General features: G+C 67.0%; 10 protein-coding genes. 4 read left to right on the forward strand and 6 right to left on the reverse strand.

Going from position 1 to position 13135, the window contains the following annotated elements; genetic code table 11:
- Positions 1–305: 305 nt before the first annotated feature.
- From ABRP34_RS08165 to ABRP34_RS08175, 3 genes are read right to left on the reverse strand one after another with little or no spacing between them, the layout of a single operon-like run.
- Positions 306–1406, reverse strand: coding sequence for a polyprenyl synthetase family protein (locus tag ABRP34_RS08165; RefSeq protein WP_353712818.1), 1101 nt, complete (start codon positions 1404–1406; stop codon positions 306–308).
- 9 nt (positions 1407–1415) lie between these two features.
- The gene (locus ABRP34_RS08170) at positions 1416–2750 is read right to left on the reverse strand and encodes a geranylgeranyl reductase family protein (protein ID WP_353712819.1); all 1335 of its coding nucleotides are present in this window, start codon (positions 2748–2750) and stop codon (positions 1416–1418) included.
- 4 nt (positions 2751–2754) lie between these two features.
- On the reverse strand, positions 2755–3534 hold the full coding sequence (locus tag ABRP34_RS08175; RefSeq protein ID WP_353713331.1) for a demethylmenaquinone methyltransferase: 780 nt from the start codon (positions 3532–3534) through the stop codon (positions 2755–2757).
- A 119-nt stretch (positions 3535–3653) separates the two neighbouring features.
- On the opposite strand from ABRP34_RS08175, the gene ABRP34_RS08180 reads away from it, so the two are divergent.
- The 4 genes from ABRP34_RS08180 (at position 3654) to ABRP34_RS08195 (ending at position 7682) form a co-directional block, all read left to right on the forward strand.
- Positions 3654–4973 carry an isochorismate synthase gene (locus ABRP34_RS08180; protein WP_353712820.1) on the forward strand — a complete coding sequence of 440 codons (1320 nt, stop codon included), beginning with the start codon at positions 3654–3656 and terminating at the stop codon, positions 4971–4973.
- A 197-nt stretch (positions 4974–5170) separates the two neighbouring features.
- Positions 5171–5977 (forward strand): ABC transporter substrate-binding protein, encoded by an 807-nt coding sequence (locus tag ABRP34_RS08185; protein WP_003804151.1) that lies wholly within the window; start codon positions 5171–5173, stop codon positions 5975–5977.
- 98 nt (positions 5978–6075) lie between these two features.
- Entirely contained in the window at positions 6076–6867 is a 792-nt protein-coding gene (locus ABRP34_RS08190) for an amino acid ABC transporter permease (RefSeq protein WP_003804150.1), read from the forward strand.
- Between the two features lie 11 nt (positions 6868–6878).
- Positions 6879–7682, forward strand: coding sequence for an amino acid ABC transporter ATP-binding protein (locus ABRP34_RS08195; protein WP_353712821.1), 804 nt, complete (start codon positions 6879–6881; stop codon positions 7680–7682).
- Between the two features lie 80 nt (positions 7683–7762).
- Here the strand turns inward: ABRP34_RS08195 and ABRP34_RS08200 are convergent, their stop codons facing one another.
- From ABRP34_RS08200 to ABRP34_RS08210, 3 genes are all read right to left on the reverse strand, one after another.
- Positions 7763–8764, reverse strand: a complete 1002-nt coding sequence (locus ABRP34_RS08200) for a hypothetical protein (RefSeq protein ID WP_353712822.1) — start codon at positions 8762–8764, stop codon at positions 7763–7765.
- A gap of 294 nt (positions 8765–9058) precedes the next feature.
- Positions 9059–10804, reverse strand: a complete 1746-nt coding sequence (gene menD, locus ABRP34_RS08205) for a 2-succinyl-5-enolpyruvyl-6-hydroxy-3-cyclohexene-1-carboxylic-acid synthase (RefSeq protein ID WP_353713332.1) — start codon at positions 10802–10804, stop codon at positions 9059–9061.
- A gap of 128 nt (positions 10805–10932) precedes the next feature.
- Positions 10933–13023, reverse strand: a complete 2091-nt coding sequence (locus tag ABRP34_RS08210; RefSeq protein WP_353712823.1) for a PhoX family phosphatase — start codon at positions 13021–13023, stop codon at positions 10933–10935.
- Between the last annotated feature and the right edge of the window lie 112 nt (positions 13024–13135).

Below are 13135 nucleotides of genomic sequence, written 5' to 3' on the forward strand. Positions count from 1 at the left end.
TGCAATGTGCCCCACCATGGCGCGGCGGCGGCAGAGGAATGACCAGGAGTTGTGTGACACGCCAATTAACAAGGATTTGGCATATGTGACAGATCTGTCATAGGGTGTTTCTCGGATCCACTGAATGCCTCCGGTGGATTTGATGCGAACGGAGAGGCGGCCCCGGTTCCGGGCAGCGTATGACTCGTGACGCTGCTTGAAACCGGGGCCGTTCCGGTTAAAGAGCCGTTCCGGTTAAACAGGGAAGGCCCGCACCTTGGGGGGCGGGCCTTCCCCGGCTGGTCTACTGCCAGCCGGTACAGCTGCTAGCTGGCGCGGTCCACCACAGCGTGCGCGAAGCTGGACAGCGATGCCTTCACAACACCCTCCGGCAGCGGGGAAAGCGCCGCGATGGCGTCGGCCGCCCAGGCGCGGGCCACCACCCAGGACTCCGCCGTGACCGGGTGCTCGCGCAGTCCGGCCACGGCTTCAGCGAGGGCCTCATCCGAGGAGAGGTCACCGTCGATCAGCTTGAGAAGTTCGACGGCGGACTGGTCACCGTCCGCTGCGGCCTTGCGGAGCAGCAGCACCGGAAGGGTGGGGACGCCTTCGCGCAGGTCGGTGCCCGGGGACTTGCCGGACTTGACCTTGACGCCCGTGACGTCGATGACGTCGTCGGCGAGCTGGAACGCGACGCCCACCTTCTCGCCGTACTCCACCAGGACGTTCTCGTAGGCCTCATCGGCGCCGGAAAAGATGGCGCCGAACTGGCCGGAGGCCGCCACCAGCGAACCGGTCTTGTCCGCGATCACGGACAGGTAGTGCTCCACCGGGTCCTCGTCCGGGCGGGGGCCGACGGTTTCGTGCAGCTGGCCGAGGCACAGCCGTTCGAAGGTCCGGGCCTGGATTCCGAGCGCACGGGAGCCGAGCTCGGACACGAGGATGGAGGCGCGGGCAAAAATGAGGTCGCCGGTGAGGACGGCCACGGAGTTGCCCCAGACCTCGTGGGCCGTGGGCGCCCCGCGGCGGAAGGGCGCGGAGTCCATGACGTCATCGTGGTACAGCGTGGCCAGATGCGTCAGCTCAACCACGACGGCGGCCTGCACCACGGCGGGCAGCGACGCGTCACCCAGGTGGGCGCAGAGCAGGGTCAGCAGGGGGCGGATGCGCTTGCCGCCGGCCTCCACGAGGTGGCGCGACGTTGCGTCCGCCAGGGGGTCGGAGTTGGCGATCGCTTCGCGGAGTTTCTTCTCCACCCGGGCCAGGTTGGTGGTGATGGCCGGACCCAGGTCGGGGTCTTCCGCGATGGCCGCGAAACCTGCCGGCAGCTGCAGTCCGGTGGCGATGGCGGTGGTGTTGAGGCTGGGTTCGGAGTCCGGCAGGCCGTGCCCGGCGTGCGTCCAGCTGTGGTTCGCGGAGTTGGTCACGGGTTAACCCTAACTTTTTGTTGCGGAAACCGCTGATTTGAGGCCGGAAGGGGCAAGGGCGGAGGTGTTGGAGGTGGCCGGAACCAGCAGTTCGAGCACGCGGATGACCCGGTCCTCGAAGCCCTTGGCCGACGGGTCGGTCAGGTTGGCCAGCAACCGGACCACAAAGCGCATCAGCACAGGAATGGGCATCCCCGTCCGCAGGGCGAGCTTCATGACGGCGGGCTTTCCGATCAGCGCTGCGAAGGCACGCCCCAGCGTGAAGTGGGATCCCCACTGTTCCCGCACGTAGTCCGCGTACCCCGCGAGCCGGGTGTCGGCGTCGGACGCGTTCCAGCCGCCCGAGGCTGAGCGCGAGGCGGCGTCAATGATGAACTCGGCCGCGAAGCGGGCGGACTCCATGGCGTAGGAGATGCCCTCGCCGTTGAACGGGGACACCATGCCGCCGGCGTCGCCGAGCAGCAGCAGGCCCGGCGAGTAGTGCGGGGTGCGGTTGAAGCCCATGGGCAGGGCGGCGCCGCGGATCTCCCCCACCTGGTACTCCGGAGTGAAGCCCCACTCAGCGGGCATGCCGGCGGTCCACTCGCGGAGGACCTGCTTGTAGTCGAGCTTGCCGAACTCCTTGGACGAGTTGAGAATGCCGAGGCCCACGTTGGACGTGCCGTCGCCAACGCCGAACACCCATCCGTAGCCGGGCAGCAGCTTGCCGTCGCGGCCGGGAAGTTCCAACCAGCCCTCCATCCAGTCGTCGTCGTGCCGCGGGCTCTGGAAATACGTCCGCACGGCGACGCCCAGGGGCCGGTCGTCGCGCTTCTGGATGCCGAGCGACACGGCGGTGCGGGTCGAGTTCCCGTCGGCGGCGAGCACGACGTCGGCGGTGAAGTCGAGCGTCTCCCCCGTCTTCCGTCCGGACTCGTCCAGGATCGCTGCGCGCACGCCGGTGACCCGGCCGTCACTGTTCCGAAGCGCCTCGGTCACGCTGTGGCGTTCCAGGACGATGGCACCGGCGGCCTGCGCGTGGCGGGCGAGTTCCTCGTCAAAACCGAGGCGGGTGCGGATCAGGCCGTACTGCGGAAAATCGGACACCTCGGGCCAGGGCAGTTCAAGGCTGCGGCCGCCGGCAAGCAGGCGCAGCCCTTTGTTCCGGCCCCAGCCGTCCGCCTCCGGGTGCGGAAGGCCGAGCTTCTGGATCTCGCGGACGGCCCGCGGGGTGAGTCCGTCGCCGCACACTTTTTCGCGCGGGAAGCTGGTCTTTTCCAGGACCGTAACGTCGATGCCGGCTTTGGCGAGGTAATACGCGGCGGTGGATCCGGCGGGACCCGCGCCAACAATCAGTACTTTCACAGTGTCAGCGGGCGGTCCGCGGAAGGTTGCGGCGCAGCTTGGCCACCGGGCCGGTGTGGGCGGCGATGGCCTCCGCCGATCCGTTGCCGGTGAGGGGCTTGTGGGCGCGGTGGACGGCCACGATGCCGCCGCTCAGGTTTCGGTAGGTGACATCCTGCCAGCCGGAGTCCTGCAGCCACGCGGCCAGGTGGTCCTGGTCCGGCCAGGCGCGGATGGACTCGGCGAGGTAGACGTAGGCATCCGGGTTGGAGGAGACCTTGGTGGCGATGGCCGGCAGGGCGCGCATGAGGTATTCGGTGTACATAGTGCGCCACAGCGGAACCACGGGCTGGGAGAACTCGGCGATGACCAGCTTGCCGCCCGGCTTGGTCACCCGGAGCATCTCGGCCAGGGCCTTCTTGGGCTCATTGACGTTGCGCAGGCCGAAGGAGATGGTGCTGGCGTCGAAGGTGTTGTCGGCGAAGGGCAGGTTGATGGCGTCCCCGGCGATGAAGTCAATGTCGGGACGGCGGCGCTTGCCCACCTTGAGCATGCCAAGGGAGAAGTCGCAGGCCACAACATTTATGCCGGCATCGGCATATGGCTCGCTGGAGGTTCCCGTTCCCGCGGCCAGATCCAGCACGCGCTGGCCGGCCCGGACGTCCATGGCTTCGACCACAACCTTGCGCCACCGGCGCGTCTGCCCCATCGAGAGGACATCATTGACGACGTCGTATTTGGGTGCGACGTCGTCAAACATCGTGGCTACTTCGTCCGGACGCTTATCCAAGGATGCTCGGTTCACCATGTCATTGTCTCAAAAGTTCCGCAGGCTCCGTGACACGGGCATCCCCGGGCGTGGTGGGCGTGCTGGACCACCCGGAATCACTTGAAATTACCGCGCCGGAGTACTGTTGACCCATCATGACCAGAACGCTCCGCACCCTGACAGTCCCTTTGGATGGAGAATCGGCCCCCGAGGGGCTGCCGTCGTATCTGGTCCGCGACGACGTTCTCTGCTGGACGCGGCGCGAGGCCGGTCTGGTGGGCTTCGGGGAGGCGGCGCGCTTCACTGCCACTGGCCCCGAGCGGTTCCTCGAGGCGGACATCTGGTGGCGGCACCTGGTCATCGAGGCTGACATCACCGACCATGTGGAGTGCCCCGGCACAGGCCCTGTGGCGTTCGGGTCCTTCGCCTTCTCCAAGGCTTCGGACCACGAATCCCGCCTGATCGTGCCGGAGATCGTGGTGGGCGTCCGGGACGGACGTGCCTGGCTTACCCAGATAACGGCCGACGACGGCGAGCTCACCGAAGCAGGCGCCGTCGCCGCCCTAAAAGGGTGGCTGGAGTCGGACGCGGCCCCCGCCGTCGTGCATCCGGAGGTCTTTCACTCAACCCCGGCCACACTGAAGACCGGATCCCTCAGGGAAGAGGACTGGATGGACGCCGTGACCGCCGGCGTCGCCGAGATCCGCACCGGAAAACTGGAGAAGCTGGTCCTGGCCCGGGACATCGTGGCCACGGTTCCCGAGGGCGTGAACGCGGCGGAAGTGCTGCGGCAGCTGGCCGGCCGGTACCGGGAGTGCTGGACCTATGGCGTGGACGGCCTGGTGGGCGCGACGCCGGAGATGCTCATCCAGGTGGAGGGCCGCACCGCCCAGGCCAGGGTGCTCGCCGGGACGCTGGACCGCCGGGACGCCCTGGGCGAGGCGGGGCTGCCGCTGGACTACGCCGAGCGGGTCCTGGCCGGGTCTGAGAAGCAGCGGCACGAACACGAGATCGCCATCCAGTCACTGACCACCCAGCTCGCGCCCTTCTCCGAAGCCATGAATGCCCACGACGAGCCGTTCATCCTGGAACTGCCCAACGTGTGGCACCTAGCGTCCGACGTCAAGGCCGAACTTGCCGAGGTGGAGGGTCACGTCCCCACATGCCTTGCCCTGATCAACGCGCTGCACCCCACCGCCGCCGTGTGCGGGACGCCCACGCAGGTGGCAGGGGCGCTGATCCGGCAACTCGAACACCTGGACCGGGGGCCGTATGCCGGCCCGGTGGGGTGGCTGGACGCCGCGGGCAACGGCGAGTGGGGCATCGCGCTGCGTGGCGCCGTGATCGAGTCCCCCACTACGGTCCGGCTATATGCCGGCTGTGGAATCGTTGAGGGCTCACAGCCCGAGGCAGAGCTCGCGGAGACGTGGGCCAAGTTCCGGCCAATGCTCGAGTCGCTGGGGATCAGCAACTGATTCCACGCGGCCAGGCAGAAGCTGCGCTGCCGCGGTCGTCCGGCATGCCAGACACCCGCGGGATTAAACCCCTTGAAAAGTGCTGTGGTTTAGTTATCAAATAGTGAAACTTAGTTTTCTGTGATGCATATCTCTTGATCGGCGCTACACTATGAACCGATTTAGTTCCGCATACCCCTGCAACAAAAGGTAACGAAATGCAGCTCAAGTCCCTTGCCACGGCCAAACTCAGCGCCAAGGCAGCCGCAATCCTCGCCGTCGGGGCCATCAGCCTTACCGCTTGCGGCGGCGGCGGCGCAACCCCGGCTGCCACCAGCAGCGGCGGCGTGCAGCTCATCAATTCCGGAAAGCTCACCGTCTGCTCGGACGTCCCCTACGAACCCTTCGAGTTCCAGAAGGACGGCAAGATCGTCGGCTTCGACATGGACATCGCCAACGAACTGGCCAAGGACACGAACGCCGAGCTGAACGTGGTGGACAGCTCCTTCGAGGCCATCGAGACCGGCACCGCACTCACCGGCTGCGACGTCTCCATCTCCTCCGTGTCCATCACGGATACCCGCAAGGCCGTCATGGACTTCTCCGATCCGTACCTGAACGACGACCTGACCCTCGTGGCAAGCGATGCATCCGGCATCACGAACCTCGACGGCGCCAAGGGCAAGAAGGTGGGTGTCCAGCAGGCCACCACGGGTGCCAAGTACGCCAAGGATAAGGGCCTCGACGCACAGCAGTTCGAGGACACCGGACTCCTGGTCCAGGCACTCAAGGCCGGCACCATCGATGCCGCCCTGGGCAACCAGTCGGTCCTCGGCTACGCGATCAAGGATGACGCCAAGTACAAGCGCGTCGAGAACTACGCCACCGGGGAAAAGCTTGGCATCGCGGTTAAGAAGGGCAACACCGCCATGCTCGACCAGGTCAACACCACGCTGAAGCGCCTGACCGACGACGGCAGCCTCAAGAAGTTCGAGACCAGCTGGTTCGGCGAAGCCACCAAGTAACCGGCGCGCCTGACACTTATGCGGCAGGGGCCCCGTCCGGGATCTGCTCAGCAGTCCGTGCGGGGCCTCAACTGCGCAAAAACGAATGTGAGTACACCATGGCAATGACCGCACGACAGCGGGCCAGAGTAAGCCTGTACGTCCAGGCCGGGATTTTCGTTGTGGCTGTGGCCGCGCTGATTCTGGCCACCGACTGGAAGACCGTCACCACGAACGTCTTCAACTTCGGCAAGATCGGTCCGATGTTCCCGGACATCTTCTTCTCGGGCCTGAAGAACACCCTGATCTACACCTTTCTTGGATTCATCGTCGGCCTTTCCGGGGGCCTGCTGCTGGCCCTCATGAAGCTCTCCAGCTTCCCGCTGTACCGCTGGATCGCCACCGGCTACATTGAATTCTTCCGCGGCATCCCGGCGCTGCTGGTCTTCATCGCCTTCGGCTACGGCGTTCCCCTGGCCTTCGGTGTCCAGTGGAACGTGGCCGTCGTCGTGATGGTGTCCCTGGGCATGGTGGCGGCCGCCTACATCGCCGAGACGCTCCGCGCCGGCCTGCAGGCCGTACCCAAGGGCCAGACGGAAGCTGCGCGGTCGCTGGGCATGCCGCAGTGGCGGGCCATGGTCACGATCGTCATTCCGCAGGCCTTCCGGATTGTCCTGCCGCCGCTGACCAACGAGGTTATCCTGCTGACCAAGGACTCGTCGCTGATCTATGTGCTGGGCCTGACGGCGTCGCAGTACGAGCTCACCAAGTTCGGCCGCGACGGCATCTCCAGCCTCGGCGCAGGGCTCACTCCGCTCCTGGTGGCGGGTGCGTTCTACCTCGTGGTCACCATCCCGCTGAGCCTCCTGGCCCGGAAGTTCGAAAGCCGCTCCGCGCGGACCAAGCGTTAGGCAGAGAAGTCATGAACGACGTCGAAATCCACTCCCGCGCCCAGAGCGGGCGCGTCCACGCCGCCGGTGTGGCCATCAAGGACCTGCGCAAATCGTACGGCTCCAACGAGGTCCTCAAGGGCATCAGCCTGGACGTCGCACCGGGCGAAGTGGTGTGCCTGATCGGTCCGTCCGGCTCCGGCAAGTCCACCCTGCTGCGGTGCGTCAACCTGCTGGAGCAGCCCAATGAGGGCAGCATCCATGTAGGCGGCTTTGATGCCACCGACCCTGACGTGGACATCGACAAGATGCGCCGCAAAGTTGGCATGGTGTTCCAGCAGTTCAACCTGTTTCCGCACCTGAACGCGCTGCGCAACTGCACGATCGCGCAGACCAAGGTGCTCAAGCGCCCTCAGGCCGAAGCGGACAAGATCGCCCGCGCCAACCTTGAGCGCGTCGGCCTGGGGCACCTCGCGGACCGGTTCCCGGACCAGCTCTCCGGCGGCCAGCAGCAGCGCGTGGCCATCGCCCGCGCACTCAGCATGGACCCTGAACTGATGCTCTTCGACGAGCCCACCTCGGCCCTCGACCCGGAGACAGTCGGCGACGTGCTCTCGGTCATGCGGAACCTGGCCAAGGAAGGCATGACCATGCTGGTGGTCACGCACGAGATGGGTTTCGCCCGCGAAGTGGCCGACCGCGTGGTCTTTATGGACGGTGGCGTGGTGGTCGAGGAAGGGGTGGCCGAACACATCATTTCCTCCCCCACCCAGGGACGCACCAAGGAATTCCTCCGCCGCGTGCTGGACCCGACCCACATCGAGATCGCCGAGTAGACACTCCTGCAGCCCCATCACTGGGGAACCCCCGCAGGACGACGAAACCCCCGCAGGACGCGGAAACGGTTCGGGGACGCTCATATTCGAGTGTCCCCGGACCGATTCCGCGTTCCGGCACCATTTGCGTGTCCCAGGGAGGAACGACGGCGGCGCGGCACCCCCACCGCCGACAGCTTCCGCTCCAGTTCGCCCGGCGACCACAGGTCCGCCCACACCCACCTGACGACGTTGCGGCCCGTTGCCCGGACGCGGTCCTCGCGCAACTTCTCGTCGACCACCACCTGCCCCGGCGTGCGCCCCTTCAGGTATTCGGGCTTCTGGTACTTCACGATGCCGTCGAATTCCCCAACGGTACGGTTCCCTTCCCAGTAGAAGTCCGAGTAGCCAACCCGTCCCGTTGAATCCCGCACCTCATACTGCAGGGCCGGCAAGGCAAAACCGGCCGCATGTATCAGTCCGCGGCTGTAGGACTCCCCGGCCGACCCTGCCTGCGGGTCGGCGAATTCGATGGCAATACGCACCCGCCTTTCAACAGCCGGTACGTACCGGCCCGGCAGGGCCTCGAGCAACTGCTCCTTACTGAGGGCCGGGAGGCTCCGCGTACTGTCCGGCCTGAGCACGTGGTCCAGTGGCACGAGTGCCTCAGCGAAGGGAACGTAGGCCGCGAGATCCAGCACGGTGGTGACGCGCGACGTAACCAGGAGCCCATCCCGTTCCTCGGCATCGATTCTTCCGGGGTCAACCAGGTGTCGACGCACGCCGGCCCGGGATCGGCCGCCGCCCTGGAAAGTTGTCAGCGCGTGGACCGGTTGGCCCCGCTGAATGGTTGGCAAACCCCACGGCGACGCTGCAGAGTGATGCGAAAAGATCGTGGGAGCCACACAGGTTTCGGCCACGGCCTCAATCCGCAGCCTGTAGCGCTCTGATCCCTGCAGCCCGTTCCATTCCGCCGCATCAACGTAGACGCCCTGCCTGATGCGCACTAGCCGTCCCGTCTTGGCATCAGCGGACAGCGGGCGCGGGTTGGCGCCGATCCGGGTCAGGTTCTTCGTCAGGATCAGCCGTGGAAGCGTCGTCATGCTGCGACAATTACACAGCACTCAGGACGACTGAAGTGCCGGTCACGCCCATGTGCAAAAGTGGCGGCTATGTGGACAATGCACTGACGGCCGAAGAAACATTGCCCGTCCCACGACACATTTTCGGCTCAGTGCAGGACAGCTAACGGTCAGCTGAGGACACCGATGCGGCCTGGGGACACACATGCGGCCTGGGGACACCCGAATGTGCGCGTCCTAGGGGAGGATCCGCGTCCTAGGAGAGGATCCGCGTCGCAGGAGAGGATCCGTGTCAGGCGGGAGGTGAGCCGGGTCCTACTCCGCGAGCACCCGTGCCACGGCCGCGCCCACCGCGGCCTTGATCCTGCCGTGCAGGTCCCGGAGTCCGTGGCGGTCTGTGCGCACCTCAATGATGGTGCGCCCGGTGAACGGTGCGGCAAGCGCCTCGGCGAGTCCCGCCGTCGTAGTCACCGAACAGTGCCCGACGCCGTACGCCGCGGCGAGCGCCGCAATGTCCACTGAGTGCGGGGTGCCGAAGAGGCGTTCGACGGCGTCTCCGTAGCCGCCGGCCTCTGCGACTGCGCCGTGTTCCAGGAGGCTGAAGATGGCACCGCCGGAGTCGTTGAGGACGACGATTCGCAGCTGCGGCTGTTCCTCGCCGGCGCCGAGGAAGAGGCCGCCGGCGTCGTGGAGGAAGGTGACGTCCCCGAGCAGCAGGGTGGTTTCCTGGTGGCCGCCGAGTGCGATGCCGGTGGCGGTGGAAATGGTGCCGTCGATGCCGGCAAGGCCCCGGCTGGCGAAAACCGTGGCGGCCGGCTCGGATGCGGGCAGGCCGGCAAGGTCCACGTCGCGGATGCCGTTGGACGAGCCGAGAACCAGCTGGCCGCGGGTGTGCTGCCAGACGAGTGAGCCCACGGCGGGACCGGTTGCGGGCTCTCCCGCGGCGAGTATGCCGTCGACGGCATGTTGGGCCGCGGCGCCTGCGAGCAGCCAGGCGTCGAGCCAGGCGGACGGGCCCCGGCCGGCGAACTCCGCGAGCTCGGCCAGGCTGGCGATGGGCGTTTCCCGGCGCCGTCCCGGCTCGTACCAGGCGACCGGCACAGGTTCGTAGAGGGCTGCCGGGATGTCCGTCCGAGCCAGCAATGCCGAAACGGGCCGGGAAAGCGTGGGGCGCCCGAAAACCACGGCACGCTCGATCGGCAGCGCCGAGTCCGGGCCGAAGTGCTCCAGCAGCAGGCGGTACGGTCCCACGGCGTTGGGGCCGAAACGGGAGTTGGACGACGGCTCGGCCAGCAGCGGCAGTCCATGGGCGCGGGCGAAGGCCTCGGCGACCGGACCGGCGTCGTGCCCGGCGAGGACCACGGTGCGCCGTTCGGGAAGCTCTGCCGCGGCGGGGTCGAGGGTCATGGTGAGCGGTTCGGTGCCGATCCGGAAGGTCCCGTGGCCGCGCTGCTCCGGCAGCCGCTCCCCGTTTTCGGGAACGAGGGGGTCGCGGAAGGCGATGTTGAGCTGCACGGGTCCTGGCGGCGTGTCCTCGAAGGCCCCGGTGGCGGCGGCGAGCGACGTTTCCACCGCCCGCTGCGGACTCTCGCCGGCGGGAACGTCGACGGCGAAGCGGACGTGCTCGCCGAACAGGTCAAGCTGGATGGTCGTCTGGTTCGCGCCCGTCCCGCGCAGTTCCTCGGGCCGGTCTGCCGAAACAACCACCAGCGGGACGGCGGCGTGGTTGGCCTCCATCACCGCCGGCAAAAGATTCCCGACGGCGGTCCCCGACGTCGTCAGCACGGCTACCGGCGCGCCCGTGGCCAGGGCCAGGCCGAGTGCGGTGAACCCGGCCGAGCGCTCGTCGATCCGGACCAGCAGCTCCACTTTCCCGGCCGCGGAGGCTTCAGCCAGGGCGTAGGCCATGGGGGCCGACCGCGAACCCGGCGCCACAACGACGTACCGGACGCCGCCGTCGAGCAGCGACGCGACGGCAATCCGCGCGGACGCCACGGACGTCAGGGTGGCCTGGGGATCAGCGTGGTCCGGGGTGCCGACAGTGGAGGCGGAAGGCTCGATAGGTTCGTGGGAAGTCACCGAACCAGTCTGCCATCAACCCTTCCTCACATCCCGCCGCCAGCGCCCAACGCTCCTGCACTTCGCAACCGGAGAAGTGCCGGAGCGTCGGCGTCGGGGCGCTGCGGAGGCTAGGCGTCGGTGGGGAACACCTGGACCACGGCCGGGCGGGGAGCCCGGACCTGGCCCGGGCGGGGCGTGGCGCCGGCGGCAACGTAGTCCGGGAAGTACGAGTTTGGCGCCTCGAAGGTGCCCTCCTCGCCCGGGTGCTGCACGGAGACGAAGACGCTGCGTTCGGTGTCGTGGATGATCGGTCCGCACGTTTCGGCGTCGCGGGGCACTGCGAGGAACTGTTCCACGCGGCCGCGCTCGGGGCCATCCAGGGTGACCTTGAACAGACCGTCGGCCTTGCCGATGCCTGACGGGGCGCCGTCGGTGGAGATCCAGAGGTTGCCCACGGAGTCGAAGGCCAGGTTGTCCGGGCAGGAGATCGGCGAGACCCGGTCGGCCGGGAAGCCGGAGAAGTAGGTGACGTCGCCGGTGGAGGGATCGCCGCAGACCATCAGCAGGTTCCAGGTGAACTTGGTGGAGGTCTGGTCGCCGGTCTCCGTGATTTCGACGATGTGGCCGTCGCGGTTTTCGTTGCGCGGGTTGACCTCGGTGGCGCCTTCCTTGCCGGGCTTGCCGCGGTCCGAGTTGTTGGTGCAGGCGACGTAGACCTTGCCGGTGTGCAGGCTGGGCTGGACGTCCTCGCAGCGGTCCATCTTGGTGGGTCCCACTTTGTCCGCGGCCAGTCGCGTGTATACGAGCACTTCCTCGAGGGACATGCCGGCAACCATGGACTTGCCGCCGACCACCAGGGGCAGCCATTCGCCGGTGCCGTCGAAGGATCCATCTGACGGTACGGTGCCCTTGCCGTCGATCTCAGCGGTGGGGGCGTTGCCGGTGAACTTGGCGACGTACAGGTCGCCTTCGGAGAGGAGCGTCATGTTGTGCTTGCGGTCGCCCTCACGGTACTTGGCCTTGGAGACGAACTTGTAGAGGTAGTCGAAGCGCTCGTCGTCGCCGGAGTAGGCAACCACGTGGCCGGACTTGGCCACGATCACGTTGGCGCCTTCGTGCTTGAAGCGGCCCAGCGATGAGTGCTTTTTCGGAGTGGACGTCGGGTCGAACGGGTCCACCTCCACAATCCAGCCGAAGCGGTTGGTCTCGTTTTCGTAGCCGGCGTTGTTGGCGTTGAAGCGGGGGTCGTCGAGTTCCCACTGCCGCGCCGTGGCCTTGTTGGTCAGGCCGTAGCGCTTGTCCGCGGCGGACGTGCCCGGAGCAACGAAGTAGCCGTTGAAGTTTTCCTCGCCCGAGAGGATGGTGCCCCACGGGGTGGTGCCGCCGGAGCAGTTGCCCAGCGTGCCGTTGATCCAGCGGCCCTCGGGGTCGGCCACGGTCTTGACCAGGTCCGAGCCGGCGACGGGGCCGGTCAGCTCGTAGCGGGTGCTGTTCAGGTAGCGGCGGTTCAGCGGGGCGCCCTGGACGTAGCTCCACGGCTTGTTTTTGTTCTTGCGCTCCAGCTCGACGACGCTCAGGCCGTGGGCGGCCGCCCCCACCGCGCGCATCTGCCCGGCCGGCATGCTGGCCGGGAACATGATGTTCTCGTTCGTGTATTCGTGGTTGGCGAACAGCAGCGCGCGCCGGCCCTTGCTGCCGGGGATCTCGAGGATGTCCGAGTAATCGTTGTTGTAGCCGAACTGGCGCTCCTGTGCTGCTGCGGTCTGGTTGCCCAGCTGGAACGCCGGGGCGTCCTTGAAGATCGGGTCACCCCAGCGGATCACGGGCTGCCAGGTGAAGCCTGCCGGAACCGTCAGGGCGTCGACGTCGGACGCAACGGCGGGGATGGCGGTGAACTGCAGCTTGGACGCACCCTGGCCAAAGCCGTTCTTCGCGGCGGCAGACAGTCCCGTTCCGCCGTCGGCAGCGGCCGTCTCACCGGAGGTTACGGCACCGCCAAGCACGACGGCGAGGGCACCGGCGGCGCCGAAGCCCAAGGCTGCGCGGCGTGACAGCGTGGTGGAGGCAATGTCGCGGAAGTAGCTGTTCGCGCTCGTGTTGCAGACGTCGCCCGCGCAGGCGTTGTCGCACTTGAGCGCGCAGGTGACAGGGCTGCGCTTGCCTTTGGTGTGGCCGAGCATGGGCAGCAGAGCGAACTTGCGTCCGGAGATTTCAGACATGGGAGAGAGACCTTCCAAGGGTTTAGATGCGGCACCGCCACCCTTGCAGCGAAAGCCAACCGGAAGCCGACACTCAGATGAAGATCCGGTGAACTCGGCACCCTAATGAGGA

This window comes from Arthrobacter sp. K5, assembly GCF_040448525.1.
Lineage (GTDB): Bacteria > Actinomycetota > Actinomycetes > Actinomycetales > Micrococcaceae > Arthrobacter > Arthrobacter globiformis.